Here is a 21093-nt window from a genome sequence, read left to right as displayed (position 1 = left end):
CGAATCCAGCGGTAGCGCTCCTCCATGAATGTTGATCTGCACTGTCACAGCACGGCCTCCGACGGCGCCCTGTCGCCTACGGTCCTGGTCGCCCGGGCCCATGAGCACGGGGTGCAGACCTTGGCACTGACCGACCACGACACCCTTGAAGGCCTGCCCGAGGCCCGCAAGGCCTGCGTCGATCGGGGTATGCGCTGGGTCAGCGGCGTGGAGCTTTCGTGCACGTGGGGGGGCGCGACCATCCATGTACTGGGGTATGACTTCCCGCTTGATGCCCCACCGTTGCTCGAAGCGATCGAAGCCCTGCACCGTGGCCGCTGGCTGCGAGCCGAGGAAATCGACAAGCGGCTGGCGGCCAAGGGCATGCCAGGTGCCCTCGAGGGTGCCCGCGCCGTGCAGCAGGCGTTGGGGGACAGCGGTAATGCACCGGCGCGGCCGCATTTTGCCGAGCACCTGGTGCGCGCGGGCCACGTCAAGGACCGTGGTGAAGCGTTTCGCAAGTGGTTGGGGGCCGGCAAGCTGGGTGACGTCAAACTGCATTGGCCGACGCTCGAGGAAACCGTTGCCACCTTGCGCCGGTCCAAAGCCTGGGTGAGCCTGGCCCACCCGATGCACTACGATCTGACCCGCAGCAAGCGCAGGCGCCTGATTGCCGACTATATTCAGGCAGGCGGGCAGGCGCTTGAAGTGGTCAATGGGATGATGCCTGCCGAGCAGGTGGGCACGATGTCCATCCTCACTCGTGAGTTCGGTCTGCTGGCAAGCGCTGGCAGCGATTTCCACGGCCCCGGCACCTGGGGCGAGATCGGTGCCTACCGGCCATTGCCTGAGGATCTGCCACCTCTGTGGCGCCGATTCAGCCATGAACAACCTATGGCGATATGAACAGGAAGACTTCGTGAGCCAATTTTTCCAGATTCATCCGGAAAACCCCCAGCCGCGGCTGATCCGTCAGGCGGTGGAAATCATCCGCAAGGGCGGTGTGGTCGTCTACCCGACCGATTCGGCCTACGCACTGGGATGCCAGATCGGTGACAAGGCAGCGATCGAACGGGTTCGGCGTCTGCGTGGGTTGGACAAGACCCACAATTTCACCCTGATGTGCTGCGACATGTCGCAGCTGGGCCTTTACGCCAAGGTCGACACCGGTACCTTCCGCCTGCTCAAGGCCCACGTACCCGGCCCCTACACGTTCATCCTCAATGGCACCCGTGAGGTGCCGCGGCTGTTGCTGCACGAGAAGCGTCGCACCATCGGCCTGCGGGTGCCGGACCACGGCATCACCCTGGCATTGTTGGCTGAGCTGGGTGAGCCGCTGATGAGCGTGAGCCTGATCCTGCCCGGTGATACCGAGCCGATGACCGACCCCTATGAAATCCGCGAGCGCCTGGAACACCATGTGGACTTGGTGATTGACGGCGGTTTCGGCGACCTCAAGGCCTCGACCATCATCGACCTGTCCGGCGAAGAGCCTGAACTGATCCGCGAAGGTTGCGGCGACCCCACGCCATTTCTGGTCAACGCGTGAGCCAGATGGAGCTACCCGAGGCTTCGGCCATCGAAGCCGAACTGCCTCGGCAATTGCAGTTGGCCCTGGTCTACGGCGAAGCCCTGACCGAGATGCCGGTGGACCTTTACATTCCGCCGGACGCGCTGGAGGTCATCCTCGAGGCCTTCGAAGGCCCGCTCGACCTGCTGCTTTACCTGATCCGCAAGCAGAACATCGACATTCTCGACATCCCCGTGGCGGAGATCACCCGCCAGTACATGGGTTATGTCGAGTTGATGAAAAGCGTGCGCCTGGAGTTGGCCGCCGAATACCTGGTGATGGCTGCCATGCTTGCCGAGATCAAGTCGCGCATGTTGCTGCCACGCTCCGCCGAGGTCGAGGAGGAGGAAGGCGACCCGCGTGCCGAGCTGATTCGCCGCTTGCAGGAGTACGAGCGTTTCAAGGCTGCAGCCGAAGGCATCGACGAGCTGCCGCGTGTTGGCCGTGACGTCGTGGTGCCGCGCCTGGAGGCGCCCCAGGCCAAGGTGCGCAAGCTGTTGCCCCAGGTCAGCCTGGAAGAATTGTTGGTCAGCATGGCCGAAGTCATGCGCCGCAACGATCTGTTCGAAAGCCACCAGATCACCCGTGAAACGCTCTCTACCCGCGAGCGCATGAGCGAAGTGCTGGCGCGCCTGAAGGGCGGCGGCTTCGTGCCTTTCGTCGAACTGTTCACGGCTGAGGAAGGCAAGCTGGGTGTGGTGGTCACCTTCATGGCGATTCTTGAGTTGGTGAAGGAATCGCTGATCGAACTGGTGCAGAATGAGCCTTTCGCCGCTATCCATGTCCGGGTGCGTGCCGAGTCTGTCGAAGAACCTGATGAATCTGAATGAACCCCGCGACCTGGCGTCGCTGATCGAGGCGTTTCTCCTCGCCTCAGGCAAGCCGCAATCTCTCGAACGGCTGTACGAGCTGTTCGAGGAGGCCGAGCGCCCTGAGCCGAAGGTATTCAAGAAAGCGTTGGAAGTGCTCGGCAAATCCTGCAGTGGTCGGGCCTTCGAGCTCAAGGAAGTGGCCAGCGGCTATCGCTTGCAGATTCGCGAGAATTTCGCGCCGTGGGTGGGCCGCCTGTGGGAAGAGCGCCCGCAGCGCTATTCCCGTGCGCTGCTCGAAACCATGGCCTTGATCGCTTACCGCCAGCCCATCACCCGCGGCGAGATCGAGGACGTGCGGGGTGTTGCGGTCAACAGCAACATCATCAAGACCCTGATGGAGCGTGAATGGATCCGGGTGGTTGGCCATCGCGAGGTACCTGGGCGGCCGGCGATGTTCGCCACCACCAAGGCGTTTCTCGATCATTTCAACCTCAAGAGCCTGGACGAGTTACCGGCCTTGGCCGAGCTGCGTGAAATGGAGCCGGCGCCCTCGATCGACCCGGATGATGCACCGGTGCCGGCGCATTTGCAGGCGTTGGCCGATGCCAGCCTGGCCGACGAGCAGGCAGTTGCCGAACCCGAGGAGAAGACGAGCTTCCGTAGCCTGCTGGTGGAACTGGATGCGATGGAGGAGGGGCTCAAGACCGATTTCGATGATTTGCCAGAGCAGGATGCGCCAGAGCCAGAGCCAGAGGCCTCGGTCGAGGATCAAGGCAAGCTGCAGCCCTGAGTCTTGTGCGCCAAGATCACAGGTGCTGCGCCGTCGGGTGGGGGTGGGCTTGCCGGCCATGAGGCCGGGGCTTTCAATACGAAACCGCTGGGCAGAAAACCACTTCACCCCCTGAAAACCCTCTAAGCTCCAGTGCGTTCCCCGTTAGAAGCGCGTATGATGCGCGACCTTTTGGCGCGTTCGTCGCCAGAATCTCTGTTTTCATTCCTACACCGGGAGGTGCCCAGATGAGTGAGCAAGACCTGCAAAACACCGAAATCACCCCGCCAGCCGGCGAAAAGCTGCAGAAAGTGCTGGCGCGCATTGGCGTGGGTTCGCGCCGTGACGTCGAGGCCTGGATCAGCCAGGGCCGTATCAAGGTCAATGGCGTCGAGGCCACCCTCGGCCAGCGCGTCGACCTGCACGATGCCATCGCTGTCGACGGCAAGCTGATCAAGCGCGAAGAAGCCGCCGAGGCCACGCGCCGGGTGATCATGTACAACAAGCCCGATGGCGAGATCTGCACCCGTGACGACCCGGAAGGCCGCCCGACGGTGTTCGACCGCCTGCCGCGGCCGAAGGAAGGCCGCTGGATCAACATTGGCCGCCTCGACATCAACACCACCGGCCTGCTGCTGTTCACCACCGACGGTGAACTGGCCAACCGCCTGATGCACCCGTCCTACGAGATGGACCGCGAATACGCGGTGCGTGTGCGTGGCGAGGTCGATGACGAGATGATCGAACGCCTGAAGGCGGGCGTGATGCTTGAAGACGGCCCGGCCAAGTTCACCGACATCCAGAAGGCTCCGGGTGGTGAAGGTTTCAACCACTGGTACCACTGTGTGGTGATGGAAGGGCGCAACCGTGAGGTACGCCGCCTGTGGGAATCGCAGGGCATGGTGGTCAGCCGCCTCAAGCGCGTGCGTTTCGGCCCGGTGTTCCTCAACTCCGATCTGCCGATGGGCCGCTGGCGTGAAATGACCCAGGGCGAAATCGACATCCTGGCCGCTGAAGTGGGCCTGCAGCCGGTGGCGCTGCCTGCCATGAACCTGAAGGCCAAGGACAAGATGGAGCGCCTGCAGCGCAAGTCGACGCGGCCGATGGGGCGTAGCGAGCGTGTGCGCAGCCTGCGGCCGGCGCAGGATGCCGCGGCTGCCGAGCGTCCGGCTCGCCAGCCGCGTGAAGAGGCGCCACGCAAGGGCAGCCGCGGCAGCGCCGTTGCTGAGCGTCCGAGCGAGATGCGCAAGCGCCCGGCCAAGCCTGACGGTGACAAGCCGGCAGGGCGTGGTCGCGGCAAGCCGCGTGGCTGATCCGCTAAGGCCCGTCAGTTAAGCGACTTGGGGCCGCTGTGCGGCCCATCGCCAGCAAGCCGGCTCCCACCCGGACCGCGCCGTCTGCAGATTTGCGCGGTGACCTGTGGGCCGGCTTGCCGGCGATGGGCTGCGTAGCAGCCCCACGAACCCTGGCGGGCAATACACCATATTTCAGGCCGGCCTTCTGAAGCCCAACGCGGCCCAGGTGGGGGCCGGCTTGCCGGCGATGGGCTGCAAAGCAGCCCCAACAACGCTGACAGGCAATACATCAACCTGCATCCTGGCCTATTGCGCCCGCAGCAGCTCCGCACCCGCCTCACCGCGCGCCAAGATATTGAAGAAAAAGATTTTTTCGGACGACTGGCAAGTTTTCGAACCGCGCTGTAAAGAAAACTATACGGATTCACCCGATTTCTCTACCCGGCCCCCCTCCCTGTAAACAGATCTTGCCGCGCCCCACCGCCCAAGACCCCACCTGCGCCCGTCAACCCTATTGCTCAAAGCCCCGTCCCACGCTGATATAGCGACCATTGCCGTGCGCAAAAGCCCGTCCACAGAGCCGGGCACACAGAACAACAAATGGAGGCGCCATGTACGCCGATCACTCCGCCTTTCAAGGCTTCCTACCACAGGATCGCTGCGTTTTTTCCGAGGAAACGACGCAACGCGTTGACGCCTGCGCGCTTGCAGGGGTATACAGTGCGCCGCGTTTTACCTGTGACCCTCTTGCGTACCGCGCACTCTTGCTCACACCCGGCTGATCCGCTCCGGCAGCGGCTGTGTTCAAGAAACCAAGGTAACCACCTTGCCCATTCCGCTGCGCCACGAGCGCGGTGGGTCCGATTCCGTCACAGATAAAAACAATGCAGGTGACTTCGTTCATGAGTGAACACAACATGCATTCAGGCGAGCTCAAGCGGGGCCTGAAGAACCGCCACATCCAGTTGATCGCCCTTGGCGGCGCGATTGGTACCGGCCTGTTCCTTGGCTCGGCAGGCGTGATGAAATACGCCGGCCCGTCGATGATCCTGGGCTACGCCATCTGCGGTTTCATCGCCTTCATGATCATGCGCCAGCTTGGGGAGATGATCGTCGAAGAGCCGGTGGCCGGTTCGTTCAGCCACTTTGCCCATAAGTACTGGGGCGGTTTTGCCGGTTTCATGTCAGGCTGGAATTGCTGGGTGCTGTACATCCTGGTGGGCATGTCGGAGCTGACGGCGGTCGGCAAGTACATTCACTACTGGTGGCCGGAGATCCCGACGTGGGTCACGGCAGCAGGCTTCTTCCTGCTGATCAACGTCATCAACCTCATGAACGTGAAGGTGTTCGGCGAAGCCGAGTTCTGGTTCGCCATCATCAAGGTCGCCGCCATCGTCGGCATGATCGGCCTGGGTGCCTATCTGCTGACCAGCGGCAGCGGCGGCCCCGAAGCTTCGGTGACCAACCTGTGGGCGCATGATGGCTTCTTCCCGAACGGTGTCAGCGGCCTGGTCATGGCACTGGCGTTCATCATGTTCTCCTTCGGTGGCCTGGAAATGCTCGGCTTCACTGCAGCGGAGGCAGACAAGCCGAAAACCGTGATCCCCAAGGCCATCAACCAGGTCATCTACCGCATCCTGATCTTCTACATCGGTGCACTGGTCGTCCTGCTGTCGCTGACCCCGTGGGATACCCTGGTCGCCAGCATCGATGCTTCTGGCGGCAGCTACGGCAGCAGCCCGTTCGTGCAGGTGTTCTCGCTGCTGGGCAGTGACGTGGCCGCCCACCTGTTGAACTTCGTGGTCCTGACGGCGGCACTCTCGGTGTACAACAGTGGTACCTACTGCAATGCCCGCATGCTGCTGGGCATGGCCGAGCAAGGCGATGCCCCCGCAGCCCTGGCCAAGGTCGACAAACGTGGTGTGCCGGTGCGTTCGATCCTGGTGTCGGCAGCCGTTACTTTGATCGCCGTGCTGCTCAACTACTTCATGCCGCATGATGCGCTGGAGCTGCTGATGTCGCTGGTCGTGGCGACCCTGGTGATCAACTGGGCAATGATCAGTTTCTCGCACCTGAAATTCCGCCAGCATTTGAACCGCACCGGCCAGAAGCCGCTGTTCAAGGCGCTGTGGTACCCCTATGGCAACTACATCTGCCTGGCGTTCGTGGTGCTGATTCTGGGCATCATGCTGCAAATCCCGGGCATCCAGGTTTCGGTATATGCCATTCCAGTGTGGGTGCTGATGATGTTCCTGTTCTACATCATCAAGCCCAAACGCCGTGAGCTGGGCAACGGCGCAGCAGCGGGTACTGTTGCCAAGTAAGCGCAGCGGGCGGTGAACGAAACCCGATGTCAGGTAGCTGGCATCGGGTTTTTCATTGCCTGCCCCCAGCGTTTTCGCGGGCATTGCTGGAGGCTGTCTGCGTCGCCTTGCCAGCGACAGGGCCTGTGACGGGAGAAAGCACTCAGATCTGCTCGAGCAGCCAGCCACGAAATGCCCGCAGCGAGGGCAGCGCTTCGTTCCGTGGGGGGTAGATCAGGTAATAGCTGCGCTGGCTGGCGAACGCCGTGCCCGGGCTGAACAGTTCGCCCTTGGCCAGCTCCTCGTCCACCAGTATCCGCGGCACCAGGCCGATGCCGATCCCAGCGCGCACCGCCTGAATCAGGTGTGAAGTCAGCTCGAAGCTCGGCCCCAGGCGCATCGCCCGGTGCGCCAGGCCATGGTGCGAAAACCATTCGCCCCAGGCATGAGGATTGTTGGCGACGTTGAGCAGTACCTCGGCACTGATGCGTGCCGGGTCCCAGGCCTGGGAATCGCTGCCGGCTTGTGGCGGGAGGATCACCACCAGCTCCTCGGCATGCAGCCGATGGCAGATCAGCCCCGGCAGGTCATGGCTGGCCACGCCGATGGCGGCATCGATCTCGCTGGTATCGAAGTTGATCGCTTCGATCCGCGAATGAATGTGCACCAGCATGCCCGGGTGGGCGCTGTAGAAGGCATGCAGGCGCGGCAGCAGCCACTTGGAGCCGAAGGTGGGCAGGGTAGCCAAGCGCAGCGTGCCGACCCCGGACTGGTAAGCCAGGGCTTGCAAGGTGGCGCTGCGGATGCGGCCCAGCGCTTCGCTGAGTTCGCGCTGGTACAGCCGGCCCACGTCGGTGAGTTGTACCTGGCGGCCTTCGCGGCGGAACAGGGTCAGCCCGAGTTGCTGTTCCAGCGCCTGCACTTGCCGGCTGACCGCGCTCTGGGTCAGGGACAGTTCGGCAGCGGCGCGGGTGTAGCTTTCATGCCGGGCGGCAGCCTCGAAAGCCAGCAGCAATGACATGGAGGGTGTCAGGTGACGGTAATTCATTCATTAAAGTCATTGATAGCGGCAGGATTATCCGTTTGCCCCTGGGGCGAAACTACAGGAACATTGGCCCATTCGTCATCCTTGCGTGGCTCAATCCATGCCAAGGCGACAGGAATCCCGTGAATTAGCCCATTTCAAGAGGCCATCCTTCGATGATCGCCCAACTGCCGACCACTGCGCCAACCGCCGGTTACCCAGAATTCCTCGAAGCCCTGCGCAACAGCGGCTTCCGTGGCCAGATCAGTGCCGATTACGCCACCCGCACCGTGCTGGCTACTGACAACTCCATCTATCAGCGCCTGCCCCAGGCGGCGGTATTCCCGCTGGACGCCGACGATGTCGCGCGGGTGGCCGCGCTGATGGCCGAAGAACGCTTCCAGCAGGTCAAACTGACCCCGCGCGGTGGCGGTACCGGCACCAATGGCCAATCGCTGACCGACGGTATCGTCGTCGACCTCTCGCGGCACATGAACAGCATCCTCGAAATCAATGCCCAGGAGCGTTGGGTGCGGGTGCAGGCTGGCGTGGTCAAGGACCAGCTCAATGCCGCGCTCAAGCCTCACGGGCTGTTCTTTGCGCCTGAACTGTCCACCTCCAATCGCGCTACCGTCGGCGGCATGATCAACACCGACGCCAGCGGCCAGGGCAGTTGCACCTACGGCAAGACCCGCGACCACGTGCTGGAACTGCACAGCGTGCTGCTCGGTGGTGAGCGCCTGCACAGCCTGCCGATCGACGATGCAGCGCTGGAGCAGGCTTGTGCGGCCCCCGGTCGGGTGGGTGAGGTGTACCGCACTGCCCGCGACATCCAGCAAACCCAGGCCGAGCTGATCGCAGCCACCTTTCCCAAGCTCAACCGCTGCCTGACCGGCTACGACCTGGCGCACCTGCGCGACGAGCAGGGCCGTTTCAACCTCAACAGCGTGCTGTGTGGTGCCGAAGGGTCGTTGGGTTATGTGGTCGAAGCCAAGCTCAACGTGCTGCCGATTCCCAAGTATGCGGTGCTGGTCAACGTCCGCTACACCAGCTTCATGGACGCGCTGCGCGATGCCAATGCGCTGATGGCGCACAAGCCCCTGTCGATCGAGACAGTGGATTCCAAGGTGCTGATGCTGGCGATGAAGGACATCGTCTGGCATAGCGTTGCCGAGTACTTCCCGGCCGACCCAGAGCGCCCGACGCTGGGTATCAACCTGGTGGAGTTCTGTGGCGATGAGCCTGCCGAGGTCAATGCTCGGGTTGAAGCCTTCATCGATCACCTGCAGCGCGACACCAGTGTCGAGCGCCTGGGCCATACCCTGGCCGAAGGGGCTGAGGCCGTGACTCGCGTCTACACCATGCGCAAGCGTTCGGTGGGGCTGTTGGGCAACGTCGAGGGCGAGGTGCGCCCGCAACCTTTCGTTGAAGACACTGCGGTGCCGCCCGAGCAACTGGCCGACTACATTGCCGATTTCCGCGCGCTGCTCGACGGCTATGGCCTGGCCTACGGCATGTTTGGCCACGTCGACGCCGGCGTGCTGCACGTACGCCCGGCTCTGGACATGAAAGACCCCGCCCAGGCGGCGCTGGTCAAGCCGATTTCCGATGCAGTGGCAGCGTTGACCAAACGCTACGGCGGCCTGCTGTGGGGCGAGCACGGCAAGGGGTTGCGTTCGGAATATGTGCCGGAGTACTTCGGCGAACTGTATCCGGCTCTGCAGCGCCTCAAGGGTGCCTTCGACCCGCGCAACCAACTCAACCCTGGCAAGATCTGCACCCCGCCGGACAGCGCCGAAGGGTTGACCAAGGTAGATGGCGTGACCTTGCGGGGCGACCTCGACCGTACCATCGACGAGCGTGTATGGCAGGACTTCGACAGCGCCGTGCACTGCAACGGCAATGGCGCCTGCTACAACTACGACCCCAACGACGCCATGTGCCCTTCGTGGAAGGCCACCCGTGAGCGCCAGCATTCGCCCAAGGGGCGCGCCTCGTTGATGCGTGAATGGCTGCGCCTGCAGGGTGCAGCGAACATCGATGTGCTGGCTGCGGCGCGCAACAAGGCATCCTGGCTCAAAGGGCTGCCGGCGCGGCTGCTCAACAACCGGGCACGCAACCAGGGCCAGGAGGACTTTTCCCATGAGGTCTACGACGCCATGGCCGGCTGCCTGGCGTGCAAGTCATGTGCAGGCCAGTGCCCGATCAAGGTCAACGTGCCAGACTTCCGCTCGCGCTTCCTCGAGCTGTACCACGGCCGCTACCAGCGCCCGGTGCGTGACTATTTGATAGGCTCGCTGGAGTTCACCATCCCCTACCTGGCCCATGCACCTGGGCTGTACAACGCGGTGATGGGGTCGAAGTGGGTCAGCAGGTTGCTGGCGGACAAGGTCGGCATGGTCGACAGCCCGCTGATCAGTCGCTTCAACTTCCAGTCCACCCTCACGCGCTGCCGGGTTGGTGTGGCCAGCGTTCCGGCGCTGCGCGAGCTGACCCCGGCCCAGCGCGAGCGCAGCATCGTGCTGGTGCAGGATGCCTTCACCCGTTACTTCGAGACACCGCTGCTGGCGGCGTTCATCGAGCTGGCCAATCGCCTTGGCCACCGTGTATTCCTGGCGCCTTACAGTGCCAATGGCAAGCCGCTGCACGTGCAGGGCTTTTTGGGGGCATTCGCCAAAGCGGCAATCCGCAATGCCACCCAGCTCAAGGCCCTGGCTGACTGCGGTGTGCCGCTGGTGGGCCTGGACCCTGCCATGACCCTGGTCTACCGCCAGGAGTACCAGAAGGTGCCGGGCCTGGAGGGCTGCCCCAAGGTGCTGTTGCCGCAGGAGTGGTTGATGGAGGTGCTGCCCGAGCAGGGGCAGGCCGAGCCTGCGAGCTTCCGGCTGATGGCCCACTGCACCGAAAAAACCAACGTGCCGGCCAGCACCCGCCAGTGGGAGCAGGTATTCGCGCGCTTGGGCCTGAAGCTGGTGACCGAGGCCACGGGGTGCTGCGGTATGTCCGGTACCTACGGGCACGAGGCACGTAACCAGCAGACGTCGCGGACCATCTTCGAGCAATCCTGGGCGACCAAGCTGGACAAGCAAGGGGAGGCGCTGGCAACCGGCTATTCGTGCCGTAGCCAGGTCAAGCGCATGACCGAGCGGCAGATGCGTCATCCGCTGGAAGTGGTGTTGCAGTACGTCCGCTGAAGCAAGGCGTGGGGGCGCTTCGCCCCCACTCAACTCTGCCTGAAACGCCGTGCCTGACGGTACAGGTACAGGCTCAATAGCAGCCCGCTGCAGGCTGCCGCTGCCGCGAACAAAAACATCGAAGCGAAGCCGAACCCCGAGGCCACCGCGCCCACCAGTGGCCCGGTAATCCCCAGCGACAGGTCGATGAACAGCGAGTACGCCCCCACCGCCGCCCCGCGGTTGGCTGCCGAAACCTGGTTCACCGCTTCCACGCCCAGTGCCGGGAATACCAGCGAGAAGCCGAAGCCACTTAGCGCCGCGCCGGCCAAGGCGAGCTCTGCACTGGGTGCCAGCCACAGCATCAACAGCCCCAGTGTCTCGACCGACAGGCACGCGATCGCCACCTTGAACCCGCCAATCCGGTTGATGAGGTTGCCGAACAGCAGCCGCGCACAGATGAAACTGGCACCGAACAGGCTCAGGGTCAGTGCTGCGTTCGCCCAGCCACGGCTGGCGTAGTACAGGGTGATGAAGGTGGCGATGGTGCCAAAGCCGATCGAGCCCAAGGCCAGGCCCGAACCGTGTGGGAACACCTTGCCCAGTACCCGCAGAAACGGCAGGCGCACGCCGCTGACGATCGGCGCAGCGCGTTTTGGCCATGCCAGCAGCAAGCCTGCCGCGCACAGCGCGATGATGCTCGCCCCCATGCTCCACAGCCCCAGGTGCTTGACCATCAGCACGCCCAGTGGGGCGCCGATGGCCAGTGCACCGTAGCTGGCGATCCCGTTCCAGGAGATGACTTTAGCGGTGTTTTCGGCGCCGACCCGGCCAATCCCCCAGCCTATCGAGCCCGAGCCCACCAGGCTCTCTGCACTTCCCAGTACCAGGCGGCCGACCAGCAGGCAGGCCAGGCTCAGCCAGGGCAGATGGGTGAGAAAGGCACAGGCGAGCATGAACACGCCACTCAGGCCGCAACCGGCGAGGCCATACATGACGGCCTTCTTGCTGCCCAGGTTGTCGATGATGCGGCTGGCTGTGGGGCGGCTGAGCAGGGTGGCGAGGTATTGCACGCTGATCACCAGGCCGGCGACGACGGTGCTGAAACCCAGATCGGTGTGCACATAGCCAGGCAGTACGGCGAGGGGGATGCCGATGTTCAGGTAGCCGATGAAGGTGAACAGGACGATGGAGACGACTTGCAGGGTGACCGCAAGGGGGTGCGGTGAGTCGGGCATGGGGGCCTACGTGGCAGAGGTTCTGGACGGTGTGAAAACGTGATGACAGCGGTAATCCGAAAGTCAGCCGTTTTCACACAGTCGGGGTTGCGCGGTTAGTCCTGGTCAGCGCTGGATTGATCGTCGCCATCCTCGACGGCAGGCGTCGGTTCGGAATGAGCGGCAACGGTTTGCTCTTCGGGGTTCAGGCTTGGGAAGGGAAGATTCGGGATTTCGTGCATCTCGTCGTTCCTCGCAAGTGTGAGTCAAAAGGCTGCGCCAGGCGCGTTTGGAGCTTCGCAAAGCTGACGCAGGATACACAAGTCTGGATGACAGTTTGTAATTTTTCCCGGTCGCTTGTCGGTTTTGCGGGCGGATACCGGACATTGCCCGGGCACGAAAAAGCCGCTGCGCCCCCCGTGAACAGGGCGCGCAGCGGCCTTGGCCAGCGCGTTTACTTGCGCCCTTCAGCGGTTTCGGCAACCTTGTCGGTGCGCGCGCACATGATGAAGTCGTTGCGGTGCAGGCCTTTGATGGAGTGGCTCCACCAGGTGACAGTCACTTTGCCCCACTCGGTCAGCAGGCCTGGGTGATGGCCTTCAGCTTCGGCGATTTCGCCTACGGCATTGGTGAAGGCCAGGGCATGCTTGAAGTTCTTGAACAGGAACACGCGCTCCAGCTCCATGTGACCGTCACGTACTTCGATGTTCCAGTCCGGGATCTCGCGGATGAGTTCGGCCAGTTCCTCGTCGGTGACTTTTGGCGCATCGGCGCGGCAGGCTTCGCAGTGGGCTTGGTTCAAGGCATTCATAAGGTATTTTCCGATTCGAGTTGTTGTCGGCGAGGTCGCTCAGGCGGCGACCTTGGGTGGAAATTTCGGTGCATGCAGCCCCAGCTGCATGGCTTGCTGGACCATGCCCATGATGTCTTCGTGGGCCAGGTCGAACAGGCGCTTGAGGTTCGGTAGCACGAAGTACAGCGGCTGCAGAATGTCGATACGGTAGGGGGTGCGCATGGCTTCGATCGGGTCGAAGGCCTGGTGCTCCGGCTCACCGGACAGACTGTAGACGGTTTCCTTGGGCGACGAGAGGATGCCGCCGCCATAGATCTTGCAGCCCTGCGCGGTTTCCATCAGGCCGAACTCAATGGTCATCCAGTACAGCCGCGCCAGGTAGACGCGCTGTTCCTTGGTCGCGGCTAGGCCCAACTTGCCATAGGTGTGGGTGAATTCGGCGAACCAGGGGTTGGTCAGCAATGGGCAGTGGCCGAAGATCTCGTGGAAGATGTCGGGCTCCTGCAGGTAATCCAGCTCTTGCGGGGTGCGAATAAACGTAGCGACCGGGAAGCGCTTGCTGGCCAGCAGCTCGAAGAAGGTCTGGAAAGGGATCAGCGCCGGCACACGGGCAACTTGCCAGCCGGTGGTGGCGCCCAGCACCTTGTTGATCTCGCCCAGCTGCGGGATGCGGTCATGGGGCAGTTTGAGCTGATCGATGCCATCGAGGTACTCCTGGCATGCCCGGCCTTCGATGACCTTCAGCTGTCGGGTGATCAGGGTATTCCACACCGCATGCTCTTGCTGCGGGTAGTCGATGAAGCCTTGTGCATCGGGCTCGCGTGCCACGTATTGCGTCTGTTTCATGTGGCTCTCCTGGTGAGGGCTTTTATTGTTATGTCCACGACATACCCAAGAAATATCCCTTCATCCGACCGATTGCACGGGGTGCCCGAACCCTTGGGCGGCAGCTCACAAGTGATTTTCGTAACGATAATTTTACAAATGCTGCAGGGTCGCGGAAAATTTGGTGTGTCGGGCTGACCATTGCTGTGTTTTTGTCAGCTTTTCTTTACGGATTTTATGCGGCCGGTTGAAAAACTTCGCCGCTTCGAGAGCTTTCATGCGTATCAAAGTGCATTGCCAGAACCGCATCGGCATCCTGCGCGACATTCTCAACCTGTTGGTGGAGTACGGTATCAACGTGCTCCGTGGTGAAGTCGGTGGCGACCATGGCAACGCCATCTACCTGCACTGCCCGAACCTGATCAACCTGCAGTTTCAGGCTCTGCGCCCGAAGTTCGAGTCGATCGCCGGGGTGTTCGGGGTCAAGCGCGTCGGCCTGATGCCCAGTGAGCGACGGCACATGGAGCTCAACGCGTTGCTGGGTGCCCTGGACTTCCCGGTGCTGTCGGTCGACATGGGTGGCAGCATCGTCGCCGCCAACCGCGCCGCGGCGCAGTTGCTGGGCGTGAGGGTCGACGAGGTGCCGGGCATCCCGTTGGCGCGTTACGCCGAAGACTTCGATTTGCCGGAACTGGTGCGGGCTAATAAATCGCGAATTAATGGCCTGCGGGTCAAGGTCAAAGGCGACATTTTCCTGGCCGACATCGCACCGTTGCAGTCCGAGCATGACGACAGCGAGGCATTGGCTGGCGCGGTATTGACCCTGCACCGTGCCGACCGCATCGGCGAGCGGATCTACAGCGTGCGCAAGCAGGAGCTGCGCGGTTTCGACAGCATATTCCAGAGCTCGCGTGTGATGGCGGCGGTGGTGCGTGAGGCGCGGCGTATGGCGCCACTGGACGCGCCGTTGCTGATCGAGGGCGAGACAGGCACCGGCAAGGAGCTGCTGGCGCGTGCCTGTCATCTGGCCAGCCCGCGCGGCCAGGCGCCCTTGATGGCACTCAATTGTGCCGGCCTGCCAGAGTCCATGGCGGAAACCGAGCTGTTCGGTTATGGCCCCGGTGCGTTCGAGGGCGCGCGCGCCGAAGGCAAGCTGGGCCTTCTGGAGTTGACCGCGGGTGGCACACTGTTCCTCGACGGGGTGGGGGAGATGAGCCCGCGCCTGCAGGTGAAGTTGCTGCGCTTTCTGCAGGATGGCTGCTTCCGCCGGGTAGGCAGTGATGAAGAGGTGTACCTGGATGTACGGGTGATCTGCGCCACCCAGGTGGACCTGTCCGAGCTGTGCGCCCGGGGTGAATTTCGCCAGGACCTGTACCATCGCCTCAATGTGTTGTCGTTGCACATACCGCCGTTGCGCGAGTGCATGGACGGCCTGGAAGGGTTGGTGCAGCACTTTCTCGATCAGGCCAGCCGGCAGATTGGGTGTGCCATGCCGCGCCTGGCGCCTGCGGCGATGGACAAGCTGGCGCACTACCATTGGCCGGGCAATGTCCGGCAACTGGAAAACGTATTGTTCCAGGCGGTCTCGTTGTGCGAAGGCGCAATGGTGAAGAGCGAACATATTCGCTTGCCGGATTACGGCGTACGGCAACCCTTGGGTGAGTTTACCCTTGAAGGTGATCTTTCGCAGATTGTCGGGCGCTTCGAAAAGGCTGTACTGGAAAGTCTGATCGGTGAATACCCAAGTAGCCGGGCGCTGGGCAAACGGCTGGGTGTTTCACATACGACCATTGCCAATAAGTTGCGGGATTATTCGTTGGGCAAGTCGAACGAATAGTGCTGGATTGAACTCAAGCGGTTCATTATACGTTAATGAATGGGCCCCGCAGGGCCCAGATCATTCATCAGCCGTTGGAGCAGCCGTTACCCATCACGCGGTATTCGAGAATATGCTTCTGGCCCTTGGAGTCCTCATAGGTCATGCGGGCCGGCACGACTTCGCACACGTTTGGCACTTCGCTCATGGAGATGACGCGGGCGATGTCCAGGTGCTGCGAATAACTGTACTGCTCAACCGGAATCTGCTCGACATCCTTTGCTTCACCGGCGATTGCCGCACTGCAAAGACCGCCAAGTACCAATACCAGTAACGCTTTCATTTTCAATTTACCTGTCTAAGGTCGTAAGAGGGCATGCGGCGCTTGTGGCGCCGCAAGTAAAGCCAAGTGTTCAACTGTCGGATTAGAGTGGGATTAACGTATTGCCTTCGTGGGGGCTGTTACTGTTACCAGTTGTTAATCGCCTTGCCGTTGCTGGCGAGGTGAATGTTATGCCTGGGTAATTACCGGAAACAGTAGGGGTTTTGATAAAGTTTTTTCGCCTTTTGACAAAAACTGTAACAATCCCCCGGCCAAATCTTGTGCATTTCCCTCTCGCCACGCTGCCAGCTGCGGCCTAGAGCCTTTCCGGCGGGTCACGAGGTGCGCAGCCCGTCGCGTTACTACCATCGTCGTATGGCTTTTGCCGCTCTGGTACAGTTACAAACGGTTCCATACAAAAACAACTATTACACCGAGGTAACACAGATGAGTGCGGCTCCACTGTATCCCGTTCGTCCCGAGGTTGCGGCCACTACCCTGACCGACGAGGCCACCTACAAGGCCATGTACCAGCAATCGGTGATCAATCCGGACGGCTTCTGGCGTGAGCAGGCCCAGCGCATTGACTGGATCAAGCCTTTCACCAAGGTCAAGCAGACTTCCTTCGACGATCACCATGTCGATATCAAGTGGTTTGCCGATGGCACTCTGAACGTTTCCTCCAACTGCCTGGACCGCCACCTCGAAGAGCGCGGCGACCAACTGGCGATCATCTGGGAAGGCGACGACCCTTCCGAACACCGCAACATCACCTACCGCGAACTCCACGAGCAGGTCTGCAAGTTCGCCAACGCCCTGCGCGGGCAGGACGTGCACCGTGGCGATGTAGTCACCATCTACATGCCGATGATCCCCGAGGCCGTGGTGGCGATGCTGGCCTGTGCGCGCATCGGTGCGATTCACTCGGTCGTGTTTGGCGGTTTCTCGCCTGAAGCGCTGGCCGGGCGCATCATCGATTGCAAGTCCAAGGTGGTGATCACTGCCGACGAAGGTTTGCGCGGCGGCCGCCGTACTCCACTCAAGGCCAACGTCGACCTGGCGCTGACCAACCCTGAAACCAGCAGCGTGCAGAAAATCATCGTGTGCAAGCGCACCGGTGGTGACATCGCCTGGCACCAGCACCGCGACATCTGGTACGAAGACCTGATGAAGGTGGCTTCCAGCCATTGTGCGCCAAAGGAAATGGGCGCCGAAGAGGCGTTGTTCATTCTTTACACCTCCGGCTCCACCGGCAAACCCAAGGGGGTGCTGCACACAACGGGTGGTTACCTGGTGTACGCCGCGCTGACCCACGAGCGCGTCTTCGACTACCGCCCCGGCGAGGTCTACTGGTGCACCGCGGACGTCGGTTGGGTCACCGGCCACAGCTACATCGTCTACGGCCCGCTGGCCAATGGTGCTACCACGCTGCTGTTCGAGGGCGTACCGAACTACCCGGACATTACCCGGGTGTCGAAGATCGTCGACAAGCACAAGGTCAACATCCTCTACACCGCTCCTACCGCGATCCGCGCCATGATGGCCGAAGGGCAGGCGGCCGTTGAGGGGGCCGATGGCTCGAGCCTGCGCCTGCTGGGTTCGGTCGGTGAGCCGATCAACCCTGAGGCGTGGAACTGGTACTACAAGACCGTCGGCAAGGAGCGCTGCCCGATCGTCGACACCTGGTGGCAGACCGAGACCGGCGGCATCCTGATCAGCCCGCTGCCAGGCGCCACGGGCCTGAAGCCGGGTTCGGCGACCCGTCCGTTCTTCGGTGTGGTGCCGGCGCTGGTGGACAACCTGGGCAACCTGATCGATGGCGCGGCCGAGGGCAACCTGGTCATCCTCGATTCCTGGCCGGGCCAGTCCCGCTCGCTGTATGGCGATCATGACCGCTTCGTCGATACCTACTTCAAGACCTTCCGTGGCATGTATTTCACCGGCGACGGTGCGCGCCGTGACGAGGATGGTTACTACTGGATCACGGGCCGCGTGGATGACGTGCTCAACGTTTCCGGCCACCGTATGGGTACCGCAGAGATCGAAAGTGCCATGGTTGCCCATGCCAAAGTGGCCGAGGCTGCAGTGGTGGGTGTGCCGCACGACATCAAAGGGCAGGGCATCTATGTGTACGTGACCCTCAACGCCGGCGTGGAGCCCAGCGAGCAGTTGCGCATGGAGCTGAAGAACTGGGTGCGCAAGGAAATCGGCCCGATTGCCTCCCCGGATGTCATTCAGTGGGCGCCTGGGCTGCCGAAGACGCGCTCGGGCAAGATCATGCGGCGGATCCTTCGCAAGATCGCCACGGCGGAATACGGCTCGCTGGGGGATATCTCCACCTTGGCCGACCCGGGCGTGGTGCAGCACTTGATCGATACGCACAAAGCGATGAGCCTGGCATCGGCTTGATGAGCTGAGCAGGGCTGCAGCGCAGTTCTGCTTCAAACGAAAACCCCGTACGGGCGACCGGCGGGGTTTTTGCTTTACTGTTACCCGACATTCATCGGTAACTCTGTTTGTCACCGATTACGCACAGTCACGGGGCGAGCGGGAACACTCATGACTCGTTTCGGTGCGTTCAGGGCACCATTTTTCCCATGGCGGCACGCTGCACTTGCCGTCGTACAAGGCTTTGCCAATAATAGGCCCAGTAATTGCTAGGTCTGTAGGTTGTTTTCCTTGAGCTCTTGCATATCTTGCAGGGGCTGTCAACCTCGCCCGCTGCCGTTTCAAGCGCTTCTGTAAGTAGTTGTCGCTTTGAAGAAATATCGACTACCGGGCTGTCGTTAAAATGCCACTCACTCGCTCGTGGTCTGCGACCTTGGTCGAACCCTGCGCGGCTCGCGTTGTACCCATTCGCATATCGGGCAGTTGTTACTCCTGCCTTGTATTGCCCCGTACCGATGGAGTTACCTGATGAAGAAGCTCGCACTGCTTGGCGCCCTGGCGCTTTCCGTGTTTTCCCTGGTGTCGCAGGCTGATGAAAAACCGTTGAAAATCGGTATCGAAGCCGCTTACCCACCCTTCGCCTTCAAGCAGCCCGACGGCAGCCTCGCTGGTTTCGACTACGATATCGGCAACGCCCTGTGTGAAGAGATGAAAGCCAAGTGCACCTGGGTAGAACAGGAGTTCGATGGTCTGATCCCGGCACTGAAAGTGCGCAAGATCGACGCAATCCTGTCGTCCATGTCGATCACCGAAGACCGTAAGAAGTCGGTCGACTTCACCAAGCGCTACTACCTGACCCCGGCTCGCCTCGTGATGAAGGAAGGGACTACCGTGAGTGACAGCCTGGCTGAGCTCAAGGGCAAGAAGATCGGCGTGCAGCGTGGTTCGATCCACGACCGCTTCGCCAAGGAAGTGCTGGCCCCGCAAGGCGCTACCGTGGTGCCGTACGGTACCCAGAACGAAATCTACCTGGACGTCGCCGCTGGCCGCCTGGACGGCACCGTGGCCGATGCCACCCTGCTCGAAGACAGCTTCCTGAAAACCGACGCTGGCAAGGGCTTCGCCTTCGTGGGCCCGTCGTTCACCGACGTGAAGTACTTCGGTGACGGTGTCGGCATCGCCGTGCGCAAGGGTGACAAGGCCAACGCCGAGCGCATCAATGCCGCGATCGACGCCATCCGTGCCAACGGCAAGTACAAGGCGATCCAGGACAAGTACTTCAATTTTGACATCTACGGTCCAGACTCGAAGTAAGACGTCGGGTTTCACCTGTGCAATGGTGCAAACAGCAGAGGCTCTGAGGTTTGCACCATTTTTCATTCTCTAGGTCGAGGACCTCATCATGTTGAAAGGCTACGGGGCAGTCATCCTCGACGGGGCGTGGCTGACGCTGCAGCTCGCCCTGTCGTCGATGGCCCTGGCCATCGTACTCGGCCTGATTGGCGTGGCGCTGCGCTTGTCGCCGGTGCGCTGGCTGGCCTGGTTGGGCGATATGTATGCCACGGTGATCCGTGGTATTCCGGACCTGGTGCTGATCCTGCTGATCTTCTACGGCGGGCAGGACATCATCAACCGTGTGGCGCCGCTGGTCGGCTATGACGATTACATCGACCTGAATCCGCTGGTGGCAGGGATCGGTACCTTGGGCTTCATCTTTGGCGCCTATCTGTCGGAAACCTTCCGTGGTGCCTTCCTCGGTATCCCCAAGGGGCAGGCGGAGGCCGGCGCGGCCTACGGCATGAGCGGGCGGCAGGTGTTCTTCCGCATCATGGTGCCGCAGATGATCCGCCTGGCGATTCCGGGTTTCACCAACAACTGGCTGGTGCTGACCAAGGCTACGGCGCTCATTTCGGTAGTGGGCCTGCAGGACATGATGTTCAAGGCCAAGCAGGCGGCAGATGCCACCCGCGAACCTTTCACCTTCTTCCTGGCGGTGGCTGCGCTGTACCTGGTGCTCACCAGTGTCTCGCTGCTGGCGCTCAAGTATCTCGAGAAGCGCTACTCGGTGGGCGTCAAGGTGGCTGAGCTATGATCTTCGACTACAACGTCATCTGGGAAGCCATGCCGCTTTATATCGGCGGGCTGCTGACCACGCTCAAGCTGCTGGCGCTGTCACTGTTGTTCGGTTTACTGGCGGCGGTGCCGCTGGGCCTGATGCGGGTGTCCAAACAGCCGCTGGTGAACATGACGGCCTGGCTGTACACCTACGTCATCCGCGGTACGCCGATGCTGGTGCAGTTGTTCCTGATCTATTACGGCCTGGCCCAGTTCGAGGCGGTGCGCCAGAGCATCTTCTGGCCGTGGCTTTCCAGTGCGACCTTCTGTGCCTGCCTGGCGTTCGCCGTCAACACCAGCGCCTATACCGCCGAAATCATCGCTGGCAGCCTCAAGGCCACGCCGCATGGCGAGATCGAAGCAGCCAAGGCCATGGGCATGTCACGCATGAAGATGTACCGCCGCATCCTGCTGCCTTCGGCCTTGCGCCGGGCGCTGCCGCAGTACAGCAACGAAGTGATCATGATGCTGCAGACCACCAGCCTGGCGTCGATCGTCACCCTGATCGACATCACCGGTGCCGCACGTACGGTCAATGCCCAGTATTACCTGCCTTTCGAGGCCTACATCACGGCGGGCGTGTTCTATCTGTGCCTGACCTTCATCCTGGTGCGCCTGTTCAAGATGGCCGAACGCCGCTGGCTCGGCTACCTGGCGCCGCGCAAGCACTGAACGCTCTGTGAGAACCGACA

Annotated in this window: 18 protein-coding genes; 12 read left to right on the top strand and 6 right to left on the bottom strand. The window is 61.9% G+C overall.

Going from position 1 to position 21093, the window contains the following annotated elements; genetic code table 11:
- The first annotated feature begins 24 nt into the window (after window positions 1–24).
- The 6 genes from JNA92_RS10785 (at window position 25) to JNA92_RS10760 (ending at window position 6749) form a co-directional block, all read left to right on the top strand.
- Window positions 25–885 carry a PHP domain-containing protein gene (locus JNA92_RS10785; protein ID WP_241804648.1) on the top strand — a complete coding sequence of 287 codons (861 nt, stop codon included), beginning with the start codon at window positions 25–27 and terminating at the stop codon, window positions 883–885.
- 13 nt (window positions 886–898) lie between these two features.
- Window positions 899–1528 (top strand): L-threonylcarbamoyladenylate synthase, encoded by a 630-nt coding sequence (locus JNA92_RS10780; RefSeq protein ID WP_241804647.1) that lies wholly within the window; start codon window positions 899–901, stop codon window positions 1526–1528.
- A 125-nt stretch (window positions 1529–1653) separates the two neighbouring features.
- Window positions 1654–2379: a segregation and condensation protein A gene (locus JNA92_RS10775; protein ID WP_241804692.1), complete on the top strand. Its 726-nt coding sequence runs from the start codon at window positions 1654–1656 to the stop codon at window positions 2377–2379.
- Complete coding sequence (gene scpB / locus JNA92_RS10770) at window positions 2366–3151, top strand: SMC-Scp complex subunit ScpB (RefSeq protein WP_241804646.1); 786 nt, start codon at window positions 2366–2368, stop codon at window positions 3149–3151. Before JNA92_RS10775 ends, scpB begins: the two co-directional genes overlap by 14 nt.
- 227 nt (window positions 3152–3378) lie before the next feature.
- Window positions 3379–4443, top strand: a complete 1065-nt coding sequence (rluB, locus tag JNA92_RS10765; RefSeq protein WP_241804645.1) for a 23S rRNA pseudouridine(2605) synthase RluB — start codon at window positions 3379–3381, stop codon at window positions 4441–4443.
- A gap of 884 nt (window positions 4444–5327) precedes the next feature.
- Window positions 5328–6749 carry an amino acid permease gene (locus JNA92_RS10760; RefSeq protein WP_241804644.1) on the top strand — a complete coding sequence of 474 codons (1422 nt, stop codon included), beginning with the start codon at window positions 5328–5330 and terminating at the stop codon, window positions 6747–6749.
- A 142-nt stretch (window positions 6750–6891) separates the two neighbouring features.
- Here the strand turns inward: JNA92_RS10760 and JNA92_RS10755 are convergent, their stop codons facing one another.
- A complete protein-coding gene (locus JNA92_RS10755) occupies window positions 6892–7776 on the bottom strand; it encodes a LysR substrate-binding domain-containing protein (RefSeq protein ID WP_241804643.1) in 885 nt (294 codons plus the stop codon).
- Window positions 7777–7928: 152 nt separating this feature from the next.
- Here JNA92_RS10755 and ydiJ point away from each other — a divergent pair, with 152 nt between their 5' ends.
- Window positions 7929–10946 (top strand): D-2-hydroxyglutarate dehydrogenase YdiJ, encoded by a 3018-nt coding sequence (gene ydiJ, locus JNA92_RS10750; RefSeq protein ID WP_241804642.1) that lies wholly within the window; start codon window positions 7929–7931, stop codon window positions 10944–10946.
- A 29-nt stretch (window positions 10947–10975) separates the two neighbouring features.
- Here the strand turns inward: ydiJ and JNA92_RS10745 are convergent, their stop codons facing one another.
- From JNA92_RS10745 to phhA, 4 genes are all read right to left on the bottom strand, one after another.
- Window positions 10976–12163, bottom strand: a complete 1188-nt coding sequence (locus JNA92_RS10745) for an MFS transporter (RefSeq protein WP_241804641.1) — start codon at window positions 12161–12163, stop codon at window positions 10976–10978.
- Between the two features lie 95 nt (window positions 12164–12258).
- Window positions 12259–12384: a hypothetical protein gene (locus JNA92_RS25825; protein WP_277818105.1), complete on the bottom strand. Its 126-nt coding sequence runs from the start codon at window positions 12382–12384 to the stop codon at window positions 12259–12261.
- A gap of 212 nt (window positions 12385–12596) precedes the next feature.
- A complete protein-coding gene (locus JNA92_RS10740) occupies window positions 12597–12953 on the bottom strand; it encodes a 4a-hydroxytetrahydrobiopterin dehydratase (protein WP_003254532.1) in 357 nt (118 codons plus the stop codon).
- A 39-nt stretch (window positions 12954–12992) separates the two neighbouring features.
- Window positions 12993–13781 (bottom strand): phenylalanine 4-monooxygenase, encoded by a 789-nt coding sequence (gene phhA, locus JNA92_RS10735; protein WP_012315607.1) that lies wholly within the window; start codon window positions 13779–13781, stop codon window positions 12993–12995.
- A gap of 256 nt (window positions 13782–14037) precedes the next feature.
- On the opposite strand from phhA, the gene JNA92_RS10730 reads away from it, so the two are divergent.
- Window positions 14038–15597, top strand: a complete 1560-nt coding sequence (locus JNA92_RS10730) for a sigma-54-dependent transcriptional regulator (RefSeq protein WP_241804640.1) — start codon at window positions 14038–14040, stop codon at window positions 15595–15597.
- A 67-nt stretch (window positions 15598–15664) separates the two neighbouring features.
- Here the strand turns inward: JNA92_RS10730 and JNA92_RS10725 are convergent, their stop codons facing one another.
- Entirely contained in the window at window positions 15665–15919 is a 255-nt protein-coding gene (locus JNA92_RS10725; protein ID WP_241804639.1) for a DUF2790 domain-containing protein, read from the bottom strand.
- A gap of 426 nt (window positions 15920–16345) precedes the next feature.
- Between JNA92_RS10725 and acs the strand changes: the two genes are divergently transcribed.
- The 4 genes from acs to JNA92_RS10705 all read left to right on the top strand — a co-directional run bounded on the left by acs (window position 16346) and on the right by JNA92_RS10705 (window position 21073).
- Window positions 16346–18307: an acetate--CoA ligase gene (gene acs, locus JNA92_RS10720; RefSeq protein ID WP_241804638.1), complete on the top strand. Its 1962-nt coding sequence runs from the start codon at window positions 16346–16348 to the stop codon at window positions 18305–18307.
- Between the two features lie 507 nt (window positions 18308–18814).
- The gene (locus tag JNA92_RS10715) at window positions 18815–19600 is read left to right on the top strand and encodes an ABC transporter substrate-binding protein (RefSeq protein WP_241804637.1); all 786 of its coding nucleotides are present in this window, start codon (window positions 18815–18817) and stop codon (window positions 19598–19600) included.
- 88 nt (window positions 19601–19688) lie between these two features.
- Window positions 19689–20378 carry an ABC transporter permease gene (locus JNA92_RS10710; protein ID WP_241804636.1) on the top strand — a complete coding sequence of 230 codons (690 nt, stop codon included), beginning with the start codon at window positions 19689–19691 and terminating at the stop codon, window positions 20376–20378.
- On the top strand, window positions 20375–21073 hold the full coding sequence (locus tag JNA92_RS10705; protein ID WP_241804635.1) for an ABC transporter permease: 699 nt from the start codon (window positions 20375–20377) through the stop codon (window positions 21071–21073). The genes JNA92_RS10710 and JNA92_RS10705 overlap by 4 nt, the downstream gene beginning before the upstream one ends.
- Window positions 21074–21093 lie beyond the last annotated feature (20 nt).

This window comes from Pseudomonas putida, from assembly GCF_022627325.1.
Classification (GTDB): Bacteria; Pseudomonadota; Gammaproteobacteria; order Pseudomonadales; family Pseudomonadaceae; genus Aquipseudomonas; species Aquipseudomonas putida_X.
The sequence above is the reverse complement of the archived record's forward strand: the minus strand, read 5'-3'. Positions and strand labels throughout refer to the sequence as shown.